The 23,096-nt window shown below is 73.0% G+C and carries 19 protein-coding genes and 1 pseudogene; 8 read left to right on the top strand and 12 right to left on the bottom strand.

Annotated features, from left to right (window positions below; translation table 11 throughout):
• Window positions 1–38: 38 nt before the first annotated feature.
• Window positions 39–2,126 carry a heavy metal translocating P-type ATPase gene (locus OG799_RS14865; RefSeq protein ID WP_406045619.1) on the bottom strand — a complete coding sequence of 696 codons (2,088 nt, stop codon included), beginning with the start codon at window positions 2,124–2,126 and terminating at the stop codon, window positions 39–41.
• A gap of 160 nt (window positions 2,127–2,286) precedes the next feature.
• Here OG799_RS14865 and OG799_RS14870 point away from each other — a divergent pair, with 160 nt between their 5' ends.
• Window positions 2,287–3,819: a multicopper oxidase family protein gene (locus OG799_RS14870; RefSeq protein ID WP_406045620.1), complete on the top strand. Its 1,533-nt coding sequence runs from the start codon at window positions 2,287–2,289 to the stop codon at window positions 3,817–3,819.
• Here OG799_RS14870 and OG799_RS14875 read toward each other — a convergent pair.
• Both OG799_RS14875 and OG799_RS14880 read right to left on the bottom strand, forming a co-directional pair.
• The gene (locus OG799_RS14875) at window positions 3,797–3,970 is read right to left on the bottom strand and encodes a hypothetical protein (protein ID WP_406045621.1); all 174 of its coding nucleotides are present in this window, start codon (window positions 3,968–3,970) and stop codon (window positions 3,797–3,799) included. The two genes, OG799_RS14870 and OG799_RS14875, sit on opposite strands and share 23 nt — an antisense overlap.
• Before the next feature lie 111 nt (window positions 3,971–4,081).
• Complete coding sequence (locus tag OG799_RS14880; RefSeq protein WP_406045622.1) at window positions 4,082–4,561, bottom strand: winged helix-turn-helix transcriptional regulator; 480 nt, start codon at window positions 4,559–4,561, stop codon at window positions 4,082–4,084.
• Window positions 4,562–4,708: 147 nt separating this feature from the next.
• On the opposite strand from OG799_RS14880, the gene OG799_RS14885 reads away from it, so the two are divergent.
• Window positions 4,709–6,373: an MFS transporter gene (locus tag OG799_RS14885; protein WP_406045623.1), complete on the top strand. Its 1,665-nt coding sequence runs from the start codon at window positions 4,709–4,711 to the stop codon at window positions 6,371–6,373.
• Window positions 6,374–6,458: 85 nt separating this feature from the next.
• Here the strand turns inward: OG799_RS14885 and OG799_RS14890 are convergent, their stop codons facing one another.
• The 9 genes and pseudogenes from OG799_RS14890 to OG799_RS14930 all read right to left on the bottom strand — a co-directional run bounded on the left by OG799_RS14890 (window position 6,459) and on the right by OG799_RS14930 (window position 14,190).
• The gene (locus tag OG799_RS14890) at window positions 6,459–6,686 is read right to left on the bottom strand and encodes a hypothetical protein (RefSeq protein WP_406046535.1); all 228 of its coding nucleotides are present in this window, start codon (window positions 6,684–6,686) and stop codon (window positions 6,459–6,461) included.
• On the bottom strand, window positions 6,631–7,305 hold the full coding sequence (locus OG799_RS14895; protein WP_406045624.1) for a TcmI family type II polyketide cyclase: 675 nt from the start codon (window positions 7,303–7,305) through the stop codon (window positions 6,631–6,633). Before OG799_RS14895 ends, OG799_RS14890 begins: the two co-directional genes overlap by 56 nt.
• Window positions 7,287–8,612: a cytochrome P450 gene (locus OG799_RS14900; protein ID WP_406045625.1), complete on the bottom strand. Its 1,326-nt coding sequence runs from the start codon at window positions 8,610–8,612 to the stop codon at window positions 7,287–7,289. The genes OG799_RS14895 and OG799_RS14900 overlap by 19 nt, the downstream gene beginning before the upstream one ends.
• Complete coding sequence (locus OG799_RS14905) at window positions 8,609–8,929, bottom strand: putative quinol monooxygenase (protein ID WP_406045626.1); 321 nt, start codon at window positions 8,927–8,929, stop codon at window positions 8,609–8,611. Before OG799_RS14905 ends, OG799_RS14900 begins: the two co-directional genes overlap by 4 nt.
• Window positions 8,926–11,208, bottom strand: coding sequence for an FAD-dependent oxidoreductase (locus OG799_RS14910; protein ID WP_406045627.1), 2,283 nt, complete (start codon window positions 11,206–11,208; stop codon window positions 8,926–8,928). Before OG799_RS14910 ends, OG799_RS14905 begins: the two co-directional genes overlap by 4 nt.
• The gene (locus tag OG799_RS14915) at window positions 11,205–11,363 is read right to left on the bottom strand and encodes a hypothetical protein (protein ID WP_406045628.1); all 159 of its coding nucleotides are present in this window, start codon (window positions 11,361–11,363) and stop codon (window positions 11,205–11,207) included. Before OG799_RS14915 ends, OG799_RS14910 begins: the two co-directional genes overlap by 4 nt.
• Before the next feature lie 204 nt (window positions 11,364–11,567).
• On the bottom strand, window positions 11,568–12,290 hold the full coding sequence (locus OG799_RS14920; RefSeq protein ID WP_406046293.1) for a BTAD domain-containing putative transcriptional regulator: 723 nt from the start codon (window positions 12,288–12,290) through the stop codon (window positions 11,568–11,570).
• 431 nt (window positions 12,291–12,721) lie between these two features.
• A pseudogene (locus OG799_RS14925) lies at window positions 12,722–13,478 on the bottom strand (YwiC-like family protein).
• 4 nt (window positions 13,479–13,482) lie between these two features.
• Window positions 13,483–14,190 (bottom strand): helix-turn-helix transcriptional regulator, encoded by a 708-nt coding sequence (locus OG799_RS14930; RefSeq protein ID WP_406045629.1) that lies wholly within the window; start codon window positions 14,188–14,190, stop codon window positions 13,483–13,485.
• Window positions 14,191–14,349: 159 nt separating this feature from the next.
• Between OG799_RS14930 and OG799_RS14935 the strand changes: the two genes are divergently transcribed.
• From OG799_RS14935 to OG799_RS14960, 6 genes are all read left to right on the top strand, one after another.
• Window positions 14,350–14,784, top strand: coding sequence for a hemerythrin domain-containing protein (locus OG799_RS14935; RefSeq protein WP_406045631.1), 435 nt, complete (start codon window positions 14,350–14,352; stop codon window positions 14,782–14,784).
• Window positions 14,785–14,920: 136 nt separating this feature from the next.
• A complete protein-coding gene (locus tag OG799_RS14940) occupies window positions 14,921–18,586 on the top strand; it encodes a nitrate reductase subunit alpha (protein ID WP_406045632.1) in 3,666 nt (1,221 codons plus the stop codon).
• Window positions 18,586–20,283, top strand: a complete 1,698-nt coding sequence (gene narH / locus OG799_RS14945) for a nitrate reductase subunit beta (RefSeq protein WP_406045633.1) — start codon at window positions 18,586–18,588, stop codon at window positions 20,281–20,283. Before OG799_RS14940 ends, narH begins: the two co-directional genes overlap by 1 nt.
• Window positions 20,280–20,900: a nitrate reductase molybdenum cofactor assembly chaperone gene (gene narJ, locus OG799_RS14950; RefSeq protein ID WP_406045634.1), complete on the top strand. Its 621-nt coding sequence runs from the start codon at window positions 20,280–20,282 to the stop codon at window positions 20,898–20,900. The genes narH and narJ overlap by 4 nt, the downstream gene beginning before the upstream one ends.
• Entirely contained in the window at window positions 20,897–21,658 is a 762-nt protein-coding gene (narI, locus tag OG799_RS14955) for a respiratory nitrate reductase subunit gamma (RefSeq protein WP_406045635.1), read from the top strand. The genes narJ and narI overlap by 4 nt, the downstream gene beginning before the upstream one ends.
• Before the next feature lie 178 nt (window positions 21,659–21,836).
• Window positions 21,837–23,096, top strand: coding sequence for a nitrate/nitrite transporter (locus tag OG799_RS14960; RefSeq protein WP_406045636.1), 1,260 nt, complete (start codon window positions 21,837–21,839; stop codon window positions 23,094–23,096).

Genomic DNA, 23,096 nt, shown 5'->3' on the forward strand with positions numbered 1-23,096 from the left:
GCAGGTCCGCCGTACCGGCCGGCCCCGCGGTGCCCGGGTCAGTGCGAGTCGGGGGTCAGGCGTACCCGGCGGAGCAGTTGCGCGTTGAGCGCGACCACGATGGTGGAGGCGGACATGAGCACCGCGGCGATCGCCGGGCTGAGCGCGATCCCGGCCCAGGCCAGCACGCCGGCGGCGAGCGGGATGGCCACCACGTTGTAACCGGCGGCCCAGCCGAGGTTCTGGAGCATCTTCCGGTACGACGCCCGGGACAGCCGGATCACGCTGGTGACGCCGCGCGGGTCGGAGGAGGCCAGGATCACCCCGGCCGACTCGATCGCCACGTCGGTGCCGGCGCCGATGGCCAGTCCGACGTCGGCGCGGGCCAGCGCCGGGGCGTCGTTCACGCCGTCGCCGACCATGGCCACGGTGAGGCCCCGGGCCTGCAGGTCGGCGACCGCCTTGTCCTTGTCGGCGGGGAGCACCTCGGCGAAGACCTCGTCCACACCGGGACGGAAGCCCAGGTCGGCGGCGACCGCCTCGGCGACCGGCCGGGCGTCCCCGGTGATCATCACGAGCTTCTTCACCCCCTGCTCGCGCAGTTCCGCGATCGCGGCCCGGGCCTCCGGCCGGACCTCGTCCTCCAAGGCGAAGCCGGCGACCACCTCCGGTTTTCCGCCCTGCGGCAACCGGACCAGGTGCAGCACCGACGCGCCCCGGGCCGACCAGCCGTCCGCGGCTCTGGTCAGCTCGTCGGGAACCGCCACCCCGAGCTCCCGCAGCAGGGCGGGGCCGCCGACCGCCCAGGTGGTGTCGTCAACGACCGCCTGGACGCCCCGGCCGGTCAGCGACCGGAAGTCCCGGGCCCCGGCCCGCAGGCCGCGATCCTGTGCGGCCCGCACCAGGGCCTTGGCGAGCGGGTGTTCGCTGTCGGCCTCGACCGCGGCCGCGAGCCGCAGCGCCTCGTCCTCGCCGAACCCACCGGTCGCGGCCAGGCCGGTGACCGTGTGCGCGCCCTTGGTCAGGGTGCCGGTCTTGTCGAACAGCACGGTGTCGACCGTGCGCATCCGTTCCAGGGCGAGGCGGTCCTTGACCAGGATGCCGGCCCGGGCCGACAACGCCGTGGAGAGCGCGATCACCAACGGGATGGCCAGCCCGAGGGCGTGCGGGCAGGCGATCACCAGAACCGTCACCGTACGCACCACCGCCTGGTCGCCGTTGCCCAGTGCCCACCAGGCGACGAAGGTGGCCAGGGCGGCGGCGGCGGCCACGTAGAAGAGCAGGGCGGCGAACCGGTCGGCGAGCACCTGCGCGCGTCCGCTGGAGGCCTGGGCCTGCGCGACGAGTCGTCCGATGCCGGCGAGCGCGGTGTCCTCGCCCACGGCGTCGACGCGTACCCGCAGGGCGGAGTCGGTGGCGACGGTGCCGGCGACCACCCGGTCCCCGACGGCGCGCGGCACCGGCCGGGACTCCCCCGTGATCATCGACTCGTCCAGCTCGGCGGCCCCGTCGACGATCCGCCCGTCGGCGGGGACCCGGCCGCCGGACCGAACGAGCACCACGTCACCGACGCGCAGCTCGGCGACCGGCACCCGGTGGACCCCGCCGGAGTCGTCGAGGCGCTCGGCGTCGTCGGGCAGCAGGGCCGCAAGGGCGGCCAGGGCGCCCTGCGCCTGACCGATGGCCTTCATCTCCTGCCAGTGCCCCAGCAGCATGATGGTCACCAGCGCCGCCAGCTCCCACCAGAAGTCCAGGTCGAAGACGCCCAGGCTGGTGGCGACGGAGGCCACGTAGGCGACCACGATCGCCGTCGAAATCAGCAGCATCATCCCGGGCGCGCGGTCCCGGACCTCCCGTACGCCGCCGACGAGAAAGGGCCAGCCGCCGTAGAAGAAGACGATCGAGCCGAGGACCGGGCCGACCCAGCTGATGCCCGGGAAGTCCAGGGAGTAGCCGAACCAGTCCATCACCAGGTGGCTGGTGAGCACGATCGGGATGGTCAGCGCGAGGCTGAGCCAGAACTTGCGGCGGAACTGCTCGGGGTCGTGCCCGGCGTGCTTGTCGTGCCCGCCGCCGTGACCGTGGTGTCCGGGGTCGCCCGTCGCCGCGGCGTCGTGCTGCCCGTGCATCTGGTGTCCGTGTTGCATCGAACTCCACCTCCGCCGCCACCATATACCCCCGGGGGGTATGCGGCAACCGCACCATCCGGATCACGACCTTCGGCCCGTGCTCACCGGTCATCTTTCCGTGTCCGCCAGCCCTCGACCGGAGCATCGTCGAGGTCGGGGAGGTCGGAAGGAGACCGCGATGGGATTCCCGGAGCTGCCCGTACCCGGATCAGCCGGCGTCCGCCGGCGCCGCCTGCTCGCCGGTCTCGCCGGCGCCGTCGGCCTGGCCGCGTCGGCCGGTGCCGCGGCGTGGGTGGGCGGAGCCTTCGACCCGCGACTGGTCACCCCAGACGGCCCGCTGGTCGCGCGGACCGAGGCCGCCCGCCGTCGGGCCGGAGCGTCGACCGTCACCGCGTGGCTGCACCCCCGGCCGGTCACCCACGACCTGGGCGGCCCCACCGTCGCCACCTGGGGGTACGCCGACAGCGGACCCGGCCCGCTGATCCGGGCCCGGGCCGGCGACCTGCTCCGCGTCGAGGTGGCCAACGACCTGCCGATGTCGACGAGCGTGCACTGGCACGGCGTCGCGCTGCGCAACGACATGGACGGGGTGCCCGGGCTGACCCAGCGGCCGATCCCGGCCGGCGGCCGGCACACCTACGAGTTCACCGTCCCCGACCCGGGCGCCTACTTCTACCACCCGCACTCCGGGGTGCAGCTCGACCGGGCGCTGTACGGGGTGCTCCTGGTCGACGACCCGCACGAGGCCGGCGACCACGACCAGGAGTGGGTCGTGGTGCTCGACGACTGGGTCGACGGCACCGGCCGTACCCCCGAGGACGTGCTCGCGGCGCTGCGGTCGATGGGCGGCATGGACCACGGCGGCATGGGCGGCATGCCCGGCCCGTCGTCGGGCGGCATGGCGCCGATGACGTCGCCGCTGCTCGGCGGCGCCGGTGACGTCGCCCACCCGTACCACCTGGTCAACGGGCGGGTGCCGGGCGCACCGGTCACCCTGGCCGGCCGGCCCGGCCAGCGGGCCCGGATCCGGCTGGTCAACGCCGCCTCCGACACGGCCTACCGGGTGGCACTCGGCGGGCACCGGCTCACCGTGACGCACACCGACGGCTTCCCGGTCGTGCCCGCCACCACCGACGCGCTGCTGCTCGGCATGGGCGAACGCGCGGACCTGCTGATCACCCTGGGCGACGGGGCGTTCCCGCTGTTCGCCGCCGCCGAGGGCAAGACCGGGCAGGGGCTGGCCATGGTGCGGACCGGGGCCGGCGACCCGCCCGACGGGACGGTCCGCGCGGCGGAGCTGGACCGCCGGCTACTGACCACCGGCACGCTCCGGGCCGCCCCGCAGGTCGCCCTGACCGACCGCCGGCCGGACCGGGTGCACCGGGTGGTGCTGGGCGGCGGGATGATGCCCTACCGGTGGACCATCAACGGCGCCACCTTCGACCACGCCGATCCCCTGCTGGTGAGCCGCGGCGAGCGGGTACGGCTGGAGTTCGTCAACACCACGACCATGTTCCACCCGATGCACGTGCACGGACACACCTTCGGGGTGGCGGGCGGCGGCGCCCGCAAGGACACCGTCATCGTGCCGCCCGGGCGGACCGTCGCGGTCGACCTCGACGCCGACAACCCTGGACAGTGGATGACCCACTGCCACAACGCCTACCACGCCGAGACGGGCATGATGGTCAACCTGGCGTACCGGGCCTGACCGCCGCGTCGTAGCGGATCGGCGGGCCCGCGCCGCCCCGCCTCGTCCCGCGCTGGCCGACCATGTTCGCCACCCAGACGTCCTGCCCGGGGTACGGGTCGGCGACGTACATCGGCGCGTCTTCCGCGGCACCGGCTCCGGGTGTCGTCACCGGCTCCGGACGTCACCGGACGGGCGCACCGCCGCGCCCCGATCGGGGCGCATCAACCGTCGCAGCGGACTCCTCGCCCGAACACCACGAGCACCGTGGCGGTGCCGCCGGTCACGCCCGACGGATCAGGCCGGGCCCGGCGACGATGTCGATCTCACCGTCGGCGATGTCGTGGCCCTGCTCGCAGCGCAGCACCGCGCGTACCGGGTGGCCGCAGCCACGGTGGGTGGCCACCACGGACGGGCCGGCCTCGTCCGCCGCCCAGTTGTCACCCCACTGGCGCAGCGCGGTGATCACGGGCAGCAGCTCCTGACCCTTGCGGGTGAGGCGGTATTCGTATCGGGTGCGCTGCCCCTGCTCGCGGTAGGGGAACCGCTCGAACAGCCCGGCGGCGACGAGTTCCTTAAGCCGGGCCGCCATCGCCGGCTCGCCGATGCCGACATGGCGGACGAAATCGTCGAAACGGCGCGTACCGAGCATTGCCTCTCGCATGACGAGCATGGCGGACCTGCTGCCCACGACGTCCATGGCGCGCGCGATCGAGCAGTTCGCCGTCGACCAGGCGCTCCGATCCTCCCGTAGATCCTGCATGCCCCCAGGCTACCCCCTGACTTGCATCAAGGCTAGTCAGCGTGCTTCACTGTGATGCTGGCTTTCCTTGACAAAAGTCAACGTTCTTCGCCAGCCGAGGCGTGGCCCTCCCGCGAGGCCCGCCCACCCTCACCCCTCGGAGATTTCGTGATCGACCAGCAGACCGGGATCCATGAGCCCGTCCAGGGCGCGCCCACCGCGCCGCGTCGTCGGACCGCCGCCGCTGCCGCGACGCACCGGCAGGACGGCCGGGCACACCGCGCGCATGCGGCGACCCTCGCTGCGATGTGCCTGGGAGCGATGATGACGTTCCTGCAGATCACCGCGACCGTTTCCGCGCTCACCACGATCCAGCGGGATCTGCGGGTCGACCCGGGCACCCTCATCTGGATCCCGAGCGCCTACACCCTCGTGGTGGCGAGCCTGGTGCTCACCGCTGCCACGCTCGGCAACCGCTACGGCCGCAAGCGGATGTTCAGCACCGGCGTGGCCACCATGGTCGCCGGCGGCGCCCTCGTCGCCCTGGCCGCCACCCCCGGCTGGGTGATCGCCGGACAGCTGCTGGCCGGCGCCGGCGGGGCGTTGATCCTGGCGAACAGCCTGGCGATCCTCGGGGCGACGTTCACCGACCCGCACCGCCGCACCGAGGTCATCACCGCGTGGTCGGCCGCGTCCGGCATCGGCCTGGCCGCCGGGCCGCTCATCGCCGGCACGCTGTTGCAGCACTTCCCCTGGCACAGCGTCTTCCTGACCCACATCCCGCTCGGCGTGGTCACGCTGCTGGTCACCGCGCTGTGGGTCACCGAGTCACGGCAGCCCGCGAGCCGCCTCGACATCCCCGGCCTGCTGCTCGGCACGCTGACCATCGCCGCCGCCGTCTACGCCCTGATCCAGGGCGGACGCGCGGGCTACACCAGCCCGCTGGCGGCGACCGCGTGGCTGGCCTCCGCCGCCGGACTCGTCGGCTTCGTCCTCGTCGAGCTGCGCGCCCGCACGCCGATGCTCGACGTCCGGCTGTTCCGGTCCGCGTCCTTCAGCGCCGTCATGGTCGTCGCCGCGGTGTCGCTGTTCGGCTTCACCGGTGTGGCGATCCTGCTCGTGCTGTTCCACGAGCGGGCCCAGGCGCTCAGCCCGCTCGAGACGGGCTGGCGGATGCTGGTGCTGTTCGGCGTCTACGCGGTCGCCGCCTTCGCGGCGGGCCGGGCGATCCGCCGCACCGGCTTCAAGGCGCCGCTCACCGTCGGCCTCGTCCTCGGCGGCGCCGCCTGCCTGGGCCTGTCCACCCAGGACCCGAGCACCCCGCTCAGCCACAGCTGGGCCCTCGTCGCGCTGTTCGGCGCCGCCTGCGGCCTCGTCGTCGCGCCGGCCACCGCGGCCGCGCTCGCCAGCGTCCTGCCCGCCCAGGCCGGCATGGCATCCGGCGCGGTCAACACCGCCCGCCAGGTGGGCGCGGTCATGGGCACGTCGTTGCTGGGGACCCTGCTCACCAGCACGCTGCTCGCCGAACTGCCCGACCGGCTCGCCGCCCACGGCGTGCCCGAGCCCGCCCGCTCGACCGTCCGGGCAGCCGTCGCCGCCGGCACCAGCGGCAGCACGCCGCTGCCGACCCCGGTCCGGACCGCGCTCGCCGAGGCCCTCACCGCCGGCGTGCAGGCGGGCCTCCGGGTCAACGGCCTCGTCTTCCTGGTCACCGCCGTCCTCGCGCTCACGGTCATCCGCAACCGACCGCACCAGCAGCGGACGCCGGTCACGCCGGACGTCCCGCGATCCGACCTCGGGAGCCCGCGCTCTCCGGAAGGTTCTCGCAGGTAGCGGTGACCCGAGTTGTCCGTCGCCCCCGGCCAGGGTGCCGGAGCGGCGGGCCGGTTCCGCGTCGCGGAATCGCGTGTCGGTTCGATCAGTGGGTCGGGGGTGGCGGCAGCAGAGTGTCCCGGGCCGCCGCGGCCACCGTCCACGCGGCGATGAGGGCGATCAGCGCGGTGACGGCGGCGAGCAGCAGGTACGCGTGGGCCGGCAGCGCGCCCGGCGCGGTCGGCTGGCCCGCCGATCCCGGCGCCTGGTGGCCGGCCTCAGTCCTCGGCCTGCCAGCGGTAGAACTCCCTGGCCACCGCGTCTCCCGGACCACGCCAGGTCTCCGGGTGGTACGGGCTGACGAACGGGCTCAGGTCCGCCATGATCCTGGCGAAGGCCGGGTGGTGGTGGTCCTGCCCCACGCGGTCGGCGAACGCCTCGTCGGTGCGCTCCAACAGGTGCACGAAGACGTCGTCGATCGAGTAGAGCCAGCGCCCGGTGACGCCCAGCCGCACCGGCAGCTCCCCGGCGTCGGATTCGCCGAAGATGCGCGCCACGTCGGCCTCCGCGCCGGGCTTGAGGTGCTGCACGATCACCTTGAGATGCCGGCCGGCCGACTCCGGCGGCGCGTCCTCCTCCGGAACCCAGCGGTAGAACTCCTTCGCGACCGAGTCGGACGGGTTCTGCCAGTTCTTCGGGTACGGCGTGACGTACGGGGCGATGGCTTCGGCGATCTTCTGGAACGCGGGCAGCCCCCGGGTCTGGCCGGTCAACTTGGGGTCGGCGACGCGCTCGATCACGTGAATGTAGAGGTCGTCCAGGTTGAGCAGCCGCCGGCCGATCACGCCGAGGTCCTGCGGCCGGGTCGTCCTGTCGTAGTAGCCGAAGACGTCACCGACGATGCCGTCGCTACCGGGCACCATGTGACAGACGATCACGTTTCGGAAGACCATGACTGCTCCTCAGCTGAGTGGACGTGCGATGGAGTGGACGGTGATCTCTGGGCGCCGATCGGTGCGGGCGGTTCGGCGCGCCACGCGGTGAACCGGACCGGGAGCTCCAGCAGGCCGCGGAACGGCGACGCCGCCGGCAGCCGGCGCAGCTCGGCGACCGGCACCCCGAGCTGCAGCTCCGGTAGCCGGCGCAGCAGCGCCCCGATGCCGATCTGCGCCTCCATCCGGGCCAGCGAGACCCCGAGGCAGTAGTGCACGCCGTGGCCGAAGCCGATGTGCGGGCCGCGCTCGCGGCTGAGGTCCAGCCGGTCCGGGTCGGCGAACTGCGCCGGGTCGTGGTTCGCCGAGTTGATCACCACGCCGACGATCGACCCGCGGGGTATGCACACCCCCTCGTACTCGACGTCCTCGGTGGCGATCCGGGGGCTGGCCACCGGCAACGGGCCGTCGAACCGGAGCAGCTCCTCGATCGCCGCGGGCAGCAGCTCCGGCGTGGCGCGCAGCAGTGCGAGCTGGTCGGGGTTGGTCAGCAGGGCCACCGTCGCGTTGCCGATGAAGTCCGCGGTGGTCTGGTGCCCGGCGAAGAGCAGCAGGAACGAGGTGGTGACGAGCTCCGCCTCGGAGAGCTTCCCGTCCTGGTCGCACGCCTCGATCAGCGCACTGATCATGTCGTCGGCTCGGTGCGCGCGCTTGGCCTGCACCAGGTCGGCGAAGTAGTGGTGCAGCCGCAGCTGCGCCGCCTGCACGGCCGCCCGATCCTCCTGGGGACTGCGGCCGGACGACCCGGACGTTCTGATCACCTGGGTCCAGTCGAGGACCCGATCGTGGTCGGCCGCCGGTATCCCGAGCAGTTCGCTGATCACCCGCATCGGCAGCGGGATCGCGAACTCGTGCATCAGCTCGGACTGACCCTGCGGCACGATCTTGTCGAGCAGGTCGTCCACGATCCGGGCCACCCGGGGTCGCAGCGCCTCGATGCGGCGCGGCGCGAACGCCTGCGACACGATCCGGCGCAGCCTGGTGTGCTCCGGCGGGTCCGAGTTGAGCATGTTCTTGTTCAAGCCCTCGGAGTTCGGCCCGAAGATCCGCAGGTAGTGCTGCTCCGGGCCGTACAGGTCCTTGGAGAGCCGGGGGTCGGTCAGCGCCGCCTTGGCGTCGTCGAACCGGGTGATCAGGTAGGAGTCGAACCGCGGCGAACTGACCGGGCACACGGGCTTGTCGGCCCGCAGCCGGGCGAAGGCGGGATAGGGATCGGCGGCGAATTCGTCGGTGTAGAGCTCCGACGCGGGTACGGCGTCCTCGGTCATCGGGACTCCTCGGGCTCGCTGCGGACGCTGTGCAGCACCTGGTAGGTGTGCCGCTGGGCGGATTCGCGCAGCTCGCGGATCAGGCGCAGCAGCCGGTCCCGGTGCTCGCTGCGCCCGAAGGCGTCCAGCCGTTCCCGGTCCGCCCAGTCGCTGATGATCAGATAGCTGCGCGGGTCGTCGGCGTCGCGGACCAGGTCCTGGTGCAGGCATCCGTCCAGCGTGCGGATCTGCTCGGCCGCCGAGAGCCACTCCGCCTCGAACCGTTCCTCGCAGCCCTCCCGGGTACGCATCGCGAGCACGGTGCGGACGGTCGTCATCGCCCGCCTCCGAACACCAGTTGCAGGTTCTTGGCCAGCGCGTCGGCGTCGATCGGCTGGCTGCGGAACCCGACGTGCCCGTCCGGGCGGACCAGGTACAGGGCGGTCCCGGTCACGCCGTACGCGGCGCGGAACTCGCCCCCGGCGTCCCGCACCACCGGCGGGTCGAGCAGCGCCGGCGCGGGGGCGTCCGGGCTGAGCAGGAGGTACACGTCGACCTGCCCGGACGTCTGGCGGCGGACGTCGGCGCACAGGCTCCCCGGCGCGGTCAGGGTCCCCGGGTCGGCCGACCCGTCCGCGTAGACCAGCAACGTGTGCCGGGTGCCGCGGGTCAGGTCGTGCAGTCGCAGCGGATGCCCGACGCCCCGCCGGTGCAGGCCACCGACGTCGGGGGCGCGGTCGCCGGGCCCGGGGCCGTCCCGCAGAGCGTCCGGCGCGGACAGCGACTCGCCGACGAGCGGACTGTCCGAATAGCTGAGCAGCATGGACATCTCCTGCAGGAACTGCCGCTTCAGGTCGTTGCGGTCCAGCTCGTCGGTGAAGGCCATCCGCACCGCGCGGCCGACGATCTCCTCGCCCTCGGGGCGCCGCTCGGTCTCGTAGCTGTCCAGCAGCCCGGGCGCGGCGATCCCCCGCACCGCCAGCGCCAGCTTCCACGCCAGGTTCCAGGCGTCCTGGATGCCGGTGTTCATGCCCTGACCGCCGGCGGGCGGGTGCAGGTGCGCCGCGTCGCCGGCCACGAACACCCGGCCCTCGCCGTACCGGTCGACGATGCCGTGGCTGATCCGGAACACCGACGACCAGCGCAGGTTCGACGCGCGGGTGCCGGGCGGGGCGAGGTGGTCGATCGCGGCCTGGACGTCGGCGAGGGTCGGCTCGGCGAGTTCCTCGCTGAACCCCGGCGGGACGTCCTGCCCGCCGGTCTGGGCGAAGAACCGGGGCGGCGCCAGCGTCGCGATCCGGTACCGGGACTCGCCGCGCAGCGGGACGCACACCAGCATCCCGTCCATCCGGCCGTCGGTCTCGTGCATGAACCGGAGCAGGTGGCCCTCCGGCATGTCCCAGTCCACGTCCACGTCACCGAGCATGAACAGCTGCGGGAACCGGCCCAGCCCACCCGAGAACGTCAACCCGAGCAGCTCGCGGACCTTGCTGTGCGCGCCGTCGCAGCCGACCAGGTACTTCGCGCGTACCGTCTCCTCGCCGCCGTCGGCGGTCGCGATCGTGGCCAGCCCGCCGTCGTCGTCCTGGGTGAACGCGACCAGCTCGGCGCCGCGTCGCGGGCGCACCCCGAGGGTGGCCAGCCGTTCGGTGAGGATCCGCTCGGTCTCGTACTGGGGCAGGCCGAGGTGCGCGTACGGCAGCTCCGGCAGCTCCCAGCTCATCCGGTGGACCTCTGCGCCGTTGATGAACACCATGTTCCCGGTCAGCCAGCTGCCGGCGTCCATCGCCTCCCGCACGATGCCCTGCTCCGCCCAGATCTCCATCGTGCGGCAGTGGATGCCGATCGCCTTGTCGGCCTGGGTGGGCGGGGTGGCCCGCTTCTCGATCACCCGGCAGTCGATGCCGCGCCGGGCCAGCTCGACGGCGACGGTCAGCCCGGTGGGCCCCGCTCCGACGATGAGGACGTCCGTTGTCGTGTGCACGGTGATCTCCTTGCCCGTACTCGGTTCTCGCCTGCTCTCGGGATGGGCCGCGTCGTGGAAGAGGCGGCGCCGGAAGTCGCGGAGGAGGAACGGCGCGATCGGCCCGGCCTCCTCCTGCGCGTGTGCCGGGTTGCCGATCCAGCGGTAGAACTCCGCCTCGCTGCGCCACTCGGCGAAGATGTGGAAGATGTCCGTGCCGGGCTCGCGCAGCAGCTCCTCGCGCAGGTATCCAGGCACGCCGGCCACCCTCGCGGCGACCTCGACGTACCCGCGCTCGAACTCCGCGAGCCGGGCGGCCGGCACGGTCATCTCGACGTCCACAAAGATCTTCGACCTGGCACCGGCGGCGTCCCGCATCACCCGGTAGCTCTGCGCCCCGGAGGTCTCGCACAGCGCCCGCACGGCCTCGGCGAGGCGCGCGGCGACCGGCCCGTTCTCGAAGTCGCGCAGCGCGGACTCGTCGGTCCACTCGGTGACGAGGACGAACGAGCGCGGATCGGTGGCGTCGAGCAGCAGCTCCTGCCGCAGGTTGCCGGCCAGCCGGCCGAGCTGGCCGGCGGTTGTTCGCCACGCGGATTCCACGGCGTGCTCGGACCCCGGCAGCGCCCGCAGCCGGACCATCGTCCTGATCATGAATTCCCCTTCGAACGCCTGCGGGAGACGAGCGGGCTGATGAGCCCGCCGTAGCCGCGCGACGCGACCAGGAAGACGTCGACAGCCATCCGGCAGGACTCCCGGACGACGAGCAGCAGATTGCGGATCATGACGAGTTCCTTCCTGATCCCCATGGCGGTTCCTTCTCCTTGTCCGGCCAGGTCCCGACCGGTGCCGCCCGGGCCACGACGATGTCGTGCTGCGACCCTGCCGGAGGTCGCGTCACGCCGCCGTCACCGGCGGCCGGTGGCGAGTCCACGGCCGTTGACGCCGCCGGGACGGGGCCCGGACACAGTGGAGCGTGCGCCGCCGCAGCGGCCGGGCGGGAAGGAGTGCGGCTACGCCGACGCGGGTACCGGGGTCAGCACGTCACCGATCAGCGCGCACATCGCCGCGGACGGCTCCAGTTGCAGCTCGCGCAGCAGCAGGTCGCGATAGCCGGAGAAGGCGTGCAGCGCCTCGTACGCGTTGCCCTCCGCCAGGTGCGTCTCGACCACCAGGCGGTGCGGTGTCTCCCGCAACGGATCGGCCGCCATCGCCTCGAGCGCGGCCTGCAACGCCTCGCCGTGCTCGCCGGCGCGCAGGTGGGCCCGGGCCAGCTCGTCGAGCAGGTGCAGCCGCAGTTGCCTGAGCCCTTCCCGCTCCACCAGCACCCAGTCGTCGTACCAGCCGGGCAGCAGGTCGTGCCGCCCGGCGGCGAGCACGGCCGCCGCCGGCCGCGGGTCGCCGCCCTGGTTGACCCGGGCGGCGATCCTGGTCAGCTCGTCGACGTCCAGGTCGACCACCGGGTGCAGCCGGACCGTGTCCCCGACGGTGACCACCGGGCAGAGCGGATCGCGGCGCAGCCGCCACAGCGCCGTCCGCAACGAGGACAGCGCGCGCTCCTCCGACACCTCCGGCCACAGCAGGCCGGCCAGCATGGCGCGGGTGGCCCCAGGGCGCAGGCCGATCAGGGCGAGGCCGCGTTGCAGACCGCGCGGCACCACCACGGGCCGCCCGTCGTGCAGCAGCCGGAAGCCACCGAGCAGCAGGAGGCGGACCTTCGGCTCGGCGGCGGACAGCGGCCGTGGCCCGGTCCCGTCGGTCGTGGACGACCCCGTGCTCTCCTCAGCGGTCACGATCGCACCCCCTGCACCGGGACCTGGTCGGCGAACGCCGCCCTGATGGAGTGGCCGGTCCGCGACGTCGCCGTCGGGCGACCCCGACCGCACCGCGTCAGGGCCCGGCGAAGGGTGGCCAACGTCGTTGCCACACCGCGTCGGTACGCGGTCGGCCCGCCGACCGCCGCCTGGACCGGTGAGATGGGGCTTGAGCTGGCCAAGGACCGCTCGTCTAGCTGAGAGTCTGCTGTGCCGGCGTCACCGCAGCGTCACCGGGCGGCAAAAGCCGCAGGCGTCCGGTGACGCTCGGTTGACACCCCGCATGGCGCGGGGGGCGTCGTGGACCCCGCCCGGCGGCGGGCGGCGGAGGCCGCCCCGGGTGCGGTGGCCGCTCAGTGCGCGAGCAGCACCGTGACGTAGACGAGCAGGCAGCAGGCCAGCTCGATCAGCCCGACCTGGACCGGCCGGAGCCGCCGGCCCGGCAGGAGTACCGCCCGGGCCAGGAGCAGCACGAAGACCGGTACGAGCAGCACGTCGAGTCAGGCCGCCGCGAGCAGGGCGGCCGCGTGGAAGCCGACGGAGAGGCGGCGGTACCCGGCGTCCCCCCGTTCCCGGATCATGGTCTTGACGTACAGGACGGTGCCGACGAGGTACAGCACCAGCGCCAGGAACGCGGGCACGACCTCGGCGAGCGGCACCCGGGAGATGGTGGCCAGGACGAAGACTAGCAGGCAGCTCTGCGCCACGGAGGCGAGGTCGTTGAGCAGGGCCCGCTCCCGCCGCCGCCAGGCGTGCCCGGCAGTTGACCGCCAGCAGCACGGCGTAGATCGGGGCGTACCCGAGCACCGCCGGCCGGGCGATCAGCACGGTCGCCGCGAGCGGCGCCGTGACCAGCCCGTAGACCAGCAGTTGGTCGGCGAAGCGGCGCGGTCGACGGGACTTGACGGCCTGGAAGGCGTAGTACGACAGCAGTTAGCCGGCCAACCAGGCGCCGAGCAGCGGGACGTCCGGCCAGCGCGGGCCGACCAGCATGATGCCGACGGCGTACGGCAGCAGGAGCATCGCCCAGGCGCCGTGCTGCGGCGGCAGGAAACGGCGCACGCGGCGGCGGGGGTTCGTCGTTCGCGCGGTGCTGACGGCGGTGGACATGGCCTCACTCCGCCGCTTCGCGGGCGGCGGGCAGGGTCAGCCGCACCACGCAGGCGTCGGACGCGCCGAAGGGTTCCAGCACCGCCCCGGCCGGCGGCGCGCCGGCGTGTTCGAGCACGCCGCGGACCACGCCGACGTGCAGGGCGCAGATCGCGTCGGGGTTGCGGTTGACCAGCTCCAAGAAGGGGCAGGTGTGCAGGTGGACCTCGGTGGTCCCGGCGGCCGTGCGGTGCCGACGGGGGCTGAAGCCCAGTCCGCGCAGGACGTCCAGCAGGGTGTCGACCGGCTCGTCACCGGGCGCGGTGGCGGCGGCGAGGTGCCGTCCCCAGTCGCGGCCGGCGCGGATGGCCTCGGCCCGGACGTCGCCGCGGCCACGCCGGGACAGGTGGTCGAGCAGGGCGGCGGCGAGCGCCCGGTACGGCGCCGGGGCGGGCGCCTCCGTCACGGCCACCCGGTACCGCCACGCCGGCCGCCCGGGCTGGCCGCCGCTGGCCCGCGCCTTGACCAGCAGCCCGGCGTCGACGAGGCGGTCGAGGTGGGTGCGGGCGGTGGAGAGATGCAGCCCGGTCCGCTCCCCCACCTCGGCGATGGTCATGCCGGTGTCGGCGGCGCGCACCATCTCCAGGATCGAGGCCCGACTGGCGGTGCCGAGGGCCCGGTGCCGGTGGGGGTCGATCGTCTCGCCGGTCGGCCCCGTTCTCGGGGTTTCCACGACACACGACATTACAACGTCATTTGTCGTCAAAACCTCGGGGCCGGCCGGTCAGGTCGCCGTCCCCGCTCGTGCCGGGCCGTTCGGCCCTGCCGGCGGCGATGGCGCCGTACCCACGATGACGGTGGACACCCATTGCTGCTTGGGAGATGAACGCTCATGTGCAACTACTGCGGCTGCCGGGAGTTTCCACTGGTCGGCCGGCTCACCGCCGAACACGAGGCGATCGCGAACGCCGCCGGCCGGCTCCGCACCGCCGTACGGGCCGGCGGCGCGGACGCGCTGCCGGCGCTCGACACCCTGGTCGCCCTGCTGATCCCGCACACCACCGTCGAGGAGCAGGGGCTCTTCGCGGAGCTGCGGGCCGAGGGCAGTCTGGCCGAGGCGGTGGAGCAGCTGTGCGCCGAGCACGACGACATCCACGGTGTGCTCGGTGGGGTCGACCGGGCGGCTCCGGACTGGCCGGCGGTGCTGGCCGCCCTCGACCGGCTGCACCGGCACATCGACAACGAGGAGCACGGGCTCTTCCCGGCCGCGGTGATCGCGCTGCCGATCCCGGTCTGGGATCGGATCACCCCGACCATCGCCGGATGATCTCGGGACCTTCGGCCCGGTTGCGCGAGGTGGCGCGCCGGCACGATGACCGGGACGCCCCCCGCCAGCGATTGCGTTCCGGCGGGCCGGACGGGAGCGTGGGCAGCACGGCGATCTATTCGAGGGAATGAGGCGTATGTCGCGAGCGACCGAAGGTGCGGGGCGGGCGCTGCTCGCGGTGGGCGGCCTGTTGCGCCGGGCGGAGGTGTCCGCCGACGGCCGGACGCTGCACCAGATCGGCGGCCGGGAGGCGGACGCCTTCTACCGGGACCGCTGGTCCTACGACAAGGTGGTCCGCTCCACCCACGGGGTGAACTGCACCGGCTCGTGTTCCTGGAAGGTGTATGTCTCCGACGGCATCATCACCTGGGAGCAGCAGCAGACCGACTACCCGAGCGTCGGGCCCGACCGGCCGGAGTACGAGCCGCGCGGCTGTCCCCGGGGCGCCGCCTTCTCCTGGTACACCTACTCCCCCACCCGGGTGCGCTACCCGTACGCCCGGGGCGTGCTGGTGGAGATGTACCGGGAGGCCAGGGCCCGCCGCGGTGACCCGGTGGCCGCCTGGGCGGACATCCAGGCCGACCCGGAGCGCCGCCGCCGTTACCAGAAGGCGCGCGGCAAGGGCGGCCTGGTGCGGATCGGCTGGGACGAGGCGCAGGAAATGATCGCCGCCGCCCACGTGCACACCATCGCCGAGTACGGCCCGGACCGGGTCGCCGGCTTCTCCCCGATCCCCGCGATGTCGATGGTGTCGCACGCGATCGGCGCTCGCTTCATGTCCCTGCTCGGTGGCTCGATGCTGTCGTTCTACGACTGGTACGCCGACCTGCCGGTGGCCTCCCCGCAGGTCTTCGGCGACCAGACCGACGTGCCCGAGTCCGGGGACTGGTGGGACGCCTCCTACTTCGTCATGTGGGGCTCCAACGTCCCGGTGACCCGCACCCCGGACGCCCACTGGATGGCCGAGGCGCGCTACCGGGGCCAGAAGGTCGTGGTGGTCAGCCCCGACTTCGCCGACAACGTCAAGTTCGCCGACGAGTGGATGCCCGCCCAGCCCGGCACCGACGGCGCGCTGGCCATGGCGATGGGGCACGTGATCCTCAAGGAGTTCTTCGTCGACCGGCGCACCCCGCGCTTCGTCGACTACGTCCGCCGCTTCACCGACCTGCCGTTCCTGGTGACCCTGGAGCCGGGCGCCGACGGGGCGCAGCGGCCGGGCAAGTTCCTCACCGCGGCGGACCTCGGCGAGACGGACAAGGAGGCCGCGTTCAAGACGGTGCTCTGGGACTCGGCCACCGACGCCCCCGCCGTGCCGCGCGGCAGCCTCGGCCATCGCTGGGGCGAGCAGCCGGGGCAGTGGAACCTCGACCTGGGCGACCTGGAGCCGGCGCTGACCTGCCTCGGGGCCGGCGACGCGGTCGAGGTGGAGCTGCCCCGGTTCGACACCGACACCCCGCAGGTGCTGCGCCGGGGCGTACCGACCCGGACGGTCGCCGGTCAGCTCGTGACGAGCGTGTTCGACCTGCTGCTGGCCCAGTACGGGGTCGGCCGCGACGACCTGCCCGGCCGGTGGCCGACCGGCTACGACGACGTCGAGGCGCCCTACACGCCGGCCTGGCAGGAGCCGATCACCGGGGTGCCGGCGGCGCAGGTCGCCCGGGTGGCGCGGGAGTTCGCCGACAACGCCGAGCGGTCCGGCGGCCGGTCGATGATCCTGCTCGGCGCCGGCACCAACCACTGGTTCCACTCCGACGCCACCTACCGGGCGATCCTGGCGCTGGTGACGCTCACCGGCTGCCAGGGCGTCAACGGCGGCGGCTGGGCGCACTACGTGGGGCAGGAGAAGTGCCGGCCGGTGACCGGCTGGGCGCAGCTCGCCTTCGGCCTGGACTGGGTCCGCCCGCCGCGACAGATGATCGGCACCGCCTTCTGGTACGTCCACACCGACCAGTGGCGCTACGACACGTACTCCGCCGACGTGGTCTCCTCCCCCACCGGCACGGGCGCCTTCGCCGGCAAGCACACCATGGACCTGCTGGCCCAGTCGGCGCGGGCCGGCTGGATGCCGTCGATGCCGACCTTCGACCGCAGCCCGCTCGACCTGGCCGACGAGGCCCTCGCCGCGTCGCCGGACGACCCGGCCGGCTGGGTCGCCGAGCAACTCGGCCGGGGCGACGTGAAGTTCGCCTGCACCGACCCGGACGCGCCGGAGAACTGGCCCCGGGTGCTGACGGTGTGGCGGGCCAACCTGCTCGGCTCGTCGGCCAAGGGCAACGAGTACTTCCTGCGGCACCTGCTCGGCACCGACGCCAACCTGCGCGCCGACGAGGCGCCGGAGGAGCTGCGGCCGAAGGACGTGACGTGGCGGGAGGAGGCGCCGGAGGGCAAGCTCGACCTGCTGCTGAGCCTCGACTTCCGGATGACCTCCACGACGCTCTTCTCCGACATCGTGCTGCCGGCCGCCACCTGGTACGAGAAGCACGACCTGAGCAGCACCGACATGCACCCGTTCGTGCACGCCTTCACCCCGGCGATCAACCCGCCGTGGCAGACCCGCACCGACTTCGACGCGTTCCACGGCATCGCGAAGGCGTTCTCGGCGCTCGCCGGGCCGCGTCTCGGCGTACGCAAGGATCTGGTCGCGGCGCCGCTGCTGCACGACACGCCGGACGCGATGGCGACCCCGCACGGCCGGGTCCGCGACTGGGCGGCCGAGGGCGAGACGCCGGTGCCGGGCCGGACCATGCCGAAGCTGGTGGTCGTCGAGCGGGACTACGGCGCGATCGCCGACAAGCTGGCCGCGCTCGGACCGCTGATGGACACCCTCGGCACCACCGGCAAGGGCGTGTCCGTCGACGTCCGCCCCGAGGTGGAGTACCTGCGCCACAAGAACGGCGCGGTCCGCGGCGGGGTCGCGGACGGACGGCCGTCACTGGCCCGGGACACGCACGCCTGCGAGGCGATCCTGGCGCTGTCCGGCACCACCAACGGCCGCGTCGCCACCGCCGGCTTCCACGACCTGGAGAAACGCACCGGGGTACGCCTGGCCGACCTCGCCGCCGAGCACGAGGGCAAGCAGATCACCTTCGCCGACACCCAGTCCCGCCCGGTGCCGGTGATCACCAGCCCGGAGTGGTCGGGCAGCGAGCACGGCGGGCGGCGCTACTCGCCGTTCACCATCAACACCGAACGGCTCAAGCCCTGGCACACGCTCACCGGGCGACAGCACTTCTTCCTCGACCACGACTGGATGCACGAGGCGGGTGAGGCGCTGCCGATCTTCCGGCCCCCGTTGGACATGCACAAGCTCTTCGGTGAGCCGAGGCTCGGCCGCAACGGGGAGCTGGAGATCACCGTCCGGTACCTCACTCCGCACTCGAAGTGGTCCATCCACTCCGAGTACCAGGACAACCTGATCATGCTCACGCTCTCCCGAGGCGGCCCGACGATGTGGATGAGCGAGGCCGACGCGGAGAAGATCGGCGTCCGGGACAACGAGTGGATCGAGGCGGTCAACCGCAACGGCGTGGTGGTCTGCCGGGCCGTGGTGAGCCACAAGATGCCCGAGGGCACGGTCTACATGTACCACGCCCAGGAGCGGGTGATCGACGTGCCGAAGTCGGAGACCAACGGCCGGCGCGGCGGCATCCACAACTCGCTGACCCGGCTGCTGGTCAAGCCCACCCACTTGATCGGCGGGTACGCGCAGCTGTCGTTCGCCTTCAACTACCTCGGCCCCACCGGCAACCAGCGCGACGAGGTCACCGTGATCCGCCGCCGCTCCCAGGAGGTGCAGTACTGATGCGGGTGATGGCGCAGATGGCGATGGTGATGAACCTCGACAAGTGCATCGGGTGTCACACCTGCTCGGTGACCTGCAAGCAGGCGTGGACCAACCGGTCCGGGGTCGAGTACGTCTGGTTCAACAACGTGGAGACCCGCCCCGGGCAGGGCTACCCGCGCACGTACGAGGACCAGGAGCGCTGGCAGGGCGGCTGGGTGCGGACCCGCTCCGGCAAGCTCAAGCCGCGCGCCGGCGGCCGGGTGAAGAAGCTGTTCAGCATCTTCGCCAACCCGAAGCTGCCGTCCATGAAGGACTACTACGAGCCGTGGACGTACGACTACGAGCACCTGATCAACGCCCCGGCCGGCGAGGACACCCCGGTGGCCCGGCCGAAGTCCCTGCTCACCGGCGAGGACACGAAGATCACCTGGAGCGCGAACTGGGACGACTCGCTCGCCGGCGGCAATGAGATCGCCGCCGGCGACCCGGTGCTGGCGAAGGTCTCCGACCAGGTGAAGCAGGAGTTCGAGAAGACCTTCATGTTCTTCCTGCCGCGGATCTGCGAACACTGCCTCAACCCGTCCTGCGCCGCCTCCTGCCCGTCCGGGGCGATCTACAAGCGGGCCGAGGACGGCATCGTCCTGGTTGACCAGGACCGCTGCCGGGGCTGGCGGATGTGCGTCACCGGCTGCCCGTACAAGAAGGTGTACTTCAACCACCGCACCGGCAAGGCGGAGAAGTGCACCTTCTGCTTCCCGCGCATCGAGATCGGCCAGCCCACCATCTGCTCCGAGACCTGCGTGGGGCGGCTGCGCTACCTCGGGCTGATGCTCTACGACGTCGACCGGGTCGCCGATGCGGCGGCCAGCTCCGACGAGCACGACCTGTACGACGCGCAGCGCTCGGTCTTCCTCGACCCGCACGACCCGGAGGTGGTCGCCGCCGCACGGGAGGCGGGCATCGCCGACGACTGGATCGAGGCGGCGCAACGCTCCCCGGTCTGGGACCTGATCATGCGGTACGAGGTGGCGCTGCCGCTGCACCCGGAGTACCGCACCATGCCGATGGTCTGGTACATCCCGCCGCTGTCGCCGGTGGCCGACGTGCTGCGCGACACCGGCCACGACGCGGAGGAGGCCGGCAACCTCTTCGGCGCCATCGACGCGCTGCGCATCCCGGTGGAGTACCTGGCCGAGCTCTTCACCGCCGGCGACCCGGAGCCGGTGCGCGGGGTGCTGAACCGGCTCGCCGCGATGCGGGCGTACCAGCGCCGGATCAACCTGGGCGAGACGCGGGACGAGTCCATCGCCGCCGTCGTCGGGATGACCGGCGCGGAGATGGACGAGATGTACCGGCTGCTCGCCATCGCCAAGTACGAGCAGCGCTACGTCATCCCCGCCGCGCACGCCGAGGACGCCCACCGGCTGGAGAAGATCGCCACCGAGTGCAGCCTGGACTACGAGGGCGGCCCCGGGATGGGCGGTGGCGGCCCGTACGGGCAGGGGCCGTTCGGGGAGTCGTCCGGCACGCCGGTGCCCGTGCAGGTGGAGACCTTCCACATGCTGCGCGACCGGCAGACCGCCGAGAGTTTCACCGACCCGGGCGACGAACCGCGCCGGGTCAACCTGCTCAACTGGGACGGCAAGGGCACCCCGAAGGGTCTCTTCCCGCCCCGTCGCCCCGAACCCGAGCACGTCGACGGAGGTAACCCGTGAGCCAGCCGACCTGGCGGGCGGTGGCCGCCCGCGCGGCGTCGCTGCTGCTGCGCTACCCCGACGAGGAGGTGCTCGCGGCGCTGCCCACCGTGCGCGCCGCCCTCGACGGCCTGCCGGCCGAGGTGGCCGGCCCGCTGCGCGAGGTGGTCACCCACCGGGAGGGCACCGAACCGGTCGAGCTGCGGACCGCGTACGTGCAGCTGTTCGACTTCCGGCGCCGCTGCTGCCTGCACCTGACGTACTACACCTGCGGCGACACCCGCCGCCGCGGGGAGGCGCTGGTGGGCTTCGCCGGCGCGTACCGGCGGGCCGGGCTGGCCGTCGTCGACGGCGAGCTGCCCGACTTCCTGCCCGCGGTGCTCGACCTGGCCGCCGTCGACGACGGCGGCTGGCGTCTGCTGCGGGACAACCGGGTCGGCCTCGACCTACTGGTCGAGGCGCTGGGGCGGGAGAAGTCGCCGTACCGGCACGCGGTGGCGGCCGTCCGCGAGATGCTCCCGCCCGCCCAACCGGGCGATCTCGCCGCCGCGGCCCGGCTGGCCCGCACCGGTCCACCGGTGGAGCAGGTCGGCCTGGAACCGTTCGGACTCGTCGACACGACCGGAGGCCGTCGATGAAGACGCTGTTGTGGGTGGTGTACCCGTATCTGGCCCTGGCGGTGCTGGTCGGGGGGCTGATGTGGCGCTACCGGTACGACAAGCTCGGCTGGACGACCCGGTCGTCGCAGCTCTACGAGAGCGCCGTGCTGCGCTGGGGCAGCCCGCTGTTCCACTTCGGCGTGCTGATGGTCCTGGTCGGACACGTCGGCGGCCTGGTGGTGCCGAAGTCCTGGACCGAGGCGGTCGGCGTCACCGAGCACACCTACCACCTGATGGCCGTGTTCATCGGCACAGTGGCCGGCCTGTGCACCCTGATCGGGCTGGCCATCCTGATCGCCCGCCGCCGGTTGACCGGGCCGGTCTTCGCCGCCACCTCCCGCAACGACAAGGCGATGTACGTGGTGCTCGCCGGGGTGATCGTGCTGGGGCTGCTGGCCACCGTCCGGGCCAACGTGATCGGGGACGGCTACGACTACCGGGAGACGGTCTCCCCGTGGTTCCGGTCGCTGTTCTACCTCAGCCCGGATCCGGACCTGATGGCCGAGGTCCCGGCGGGCTTCCAGATCCACGTCCTGGCCGCCTTCGCGCTCTTCGCATTCTGGCCGTTCACCCGGCTGGTCCACGCCTTCAGCGCACCGGTCGGCTACGCCACCCGCCCGTACGTGGTCTACCGCAGCCGCGACGACCGGCCCGGACTGCGGCCGACCCGGCCGGGCTGGGAGGGACCGCCGCGGCTGCCCACCCCCCGCGGCGGCCGGACCCGCTCGCGCCGGTGACCACCGGGCAGCTGCGCGAGCGTCCTCGACCGCCGGTCCGGCGGCCTCCCGGATGCGGGACCTACGACCCTGCCCCGGGCGGCTCGGCGGGCCGAGTCTCGTAACGGTGAAGCGGATGTCCGGACTCCTGTTCGGACGACCTTCAGCCGGCACCACGACGACCAGACGGAGGGCAGCGATGACCATCGCCCGTGACGGACAGGACACGGACACCCAGTCGACGCCGGGTGGCGTCGCCGACGTGGCCCCCGGCCCGTCGAGCCCGGACCGGTCCGGGGCCACGCTCCAGCTCGCCCTGGCCACACTCGGCTTCCTGGTCAACTTCTGGGCGTGGGCGTTGCTGGGCCCGCTCGGGCCGGGCGTCAAGGAGCGGCTCGACCTCAGCTTCGCCGCACAGTCCCTGCTGGTGGCCGTGCCGGTGGTAGTGGGCTCGCTGGGCCGGATCCCGGTCGGCGCCCTCACCGACCGGTACGGCGCTCGCGTGGTGTTCCCGCTGGTCACCGTCGCCACGATCGGGCCGGTGCTGACCCTGAGCGTGGTCTCCTCCTACCCGGCGCTGATCGTCACCGGGTTCTTCCTCGGCATCGGCGGCACCGCCTTCGCCGTCGGGGTGCCCCTGGTCTCCGGCTGGTACCCGCCCGCGCGGCGCGGCTTCGCGATCGGCGTGTTCGGCGTCGGCATGGGCGGCACGGCGATCGCCAACTTCACCACCGTGCGACTCGCCGACGCCTACGGCGCGCGAACGCCGTTCCTGCTGGTCGCCGCGATCCTCGCCGGGTACGCGGTCCTGTCGTTCCTGCTGCTGCGGGACGCGCCGGGACGGGCCCGGCCGACCGGGTCGGCCTGGCAGCGCCTCGCCACGGTCGGCCGGCTGACCGTCACCTGGCAGCTGTGCTTCCTGTACGCGGTCGGCTTCGGCGGGTTCGTGGCGTTCAGCGTGTACCTGCCGGCCTACCTGCGTACCGCCTACGGCCTGAGCGCCGCCGACGGCGCGCTGCGTACGGCCGGGTTCGTGGTCCTGGCCGTGGCCGCCCGGCCGGTGGGCGGCTGGCTCTCCGACCGGCTGCACCCGGTGCCGGTGCTGGTGTGGTGCTTCGGCGGGGTGGCCGCCTTCGCGGTGGTGCAGGCGTTCCAGCCCACCCTGATGCCGGTGGCGACCGTCGCCCTGCTCGGCATGGCGCTGCTGCTGGGCGCGGCGAGCGGCGCGGTGTTCGCCCTCGTCGGCAAGGTCGCCCCCGCCGACCAGGTGGGTGCGGTCACCGGCCTGGTCGGCGCCGCCGGCGGCCTCGGCGGTTTCGTCCCCCCGCTGGTGATGGGCTGGGTGTACGGGTCGCAGGGCTCCTACGCCATCGGCCTGATGCTGCTCTCCGACGTCGCCCTGGCCGCCGCCGTGTTCACCGGGGTGAAGATGAGCGGCCTCGCCAAGCGCGTCGGCTGA

It is taken from the genome of Micromonospora sp. NBC_00898, assembly GCF_045207895.1.
Taxonomy (GTDB): Bacteria; Actinomycetota; Actinomycetes; order Mycobacteriales; family Micromonosporaceae; genus Micromonospora.

Excerpts from the sequence above, each read along its gene's own strand:
- OG799_RS14870 (WP_406045620.1), top strand. The coding sequence starts at position 2,287 with ATGGGATTCCCGGAGCTGCCCGTACCCGGATCAGCCGGCGTCCGCCGG.
- OG799_RS14900 (WP_406045625.1), bottom strand. The coding sequence starts at position 8,612 with ATGACCGAGGACGCCGTACCCGCGTCGGAGCTCTACACCGACGAATTC.
- OG799_RS14940 (WP_406045632.1), top strand. The coding sequence starts at position 14,921 with ATGTCGCGAGCGACCGAAGGTGCGGGGCGGGCGCTGCTCGCGGTGGGC.
- OG799_RS14880 (WP_406045622.1), bottom strand. The coding sequence starts at position 4,561 with ATGCAGGATCTACGGGAGGATCGGAGCGCCTGGTCGACGGCGAACTGC.
- narI (WP_406045635.1), top strand. The coding sequence starts at position 20,897 with ATGAAGACGCTGTTGTGGGTGGTGTACCCGTATCTGGCCCTGGCGGTG.
- OG799_RS14910 (WP_406045627.1), bottom strand. The coding sequence starts at position 11,208 with ATGATCAGGACGATGGTCCGGCTGCGGGCGCTGCCGGGGTCCGAGCAC.
- OG799_RS14865 (WP_406045619.1), bottom strand. The coding sequence starts at position 2,126 with ATGCAACACGGACACCAGATGCACGGGCAGCACGACGCCGCGGCGACG.
- OG799_RS14960 (WP_406045636.1), top strand. The coding sequence starts at position 21,837 with ATGACCATCGCCCGTGACGGACAGGACACGGACACCCAGTCGACGCCG.
- OG799_RS14915 (WP_406045628.1), bottom strand. The coding sequence starts at position 11,363 with ATGGGGATCAGGAAGGAACTCGTCATGATCCGCAATCTGCTGCTCGTC.
- OG799_RS14935 (WP_406045631.1), top strand. The coding sequence starts at position 14,350 with ATGTGCAACTACTGCGGCTGCCGGGAGTTTCCACTGGTCGGCCGGCTC.
- OG799_RS14895 (WP_406045624.1), bottom strand. The coding sequence starts at position 7,305 with ATGGTCTTCCGAAACGTGATCGTCTGTCACATGGTGCCCGGTAGCGAC.
- narH (WP_406045633.1), top strand. The coding sequence starts at position 18,586 with ATGCGGGTGATGGCGCAGATGGCGATGGTGATGAACCTCGACAAGTGC.
- OG799_RS14905 (WP_406045626.1), bottom strand. The coding sequence starts at position 8,929 with ATGACGACCGTCCGCACCGTGCTCGCGATGCGTACCCGGGAGGGCTGC.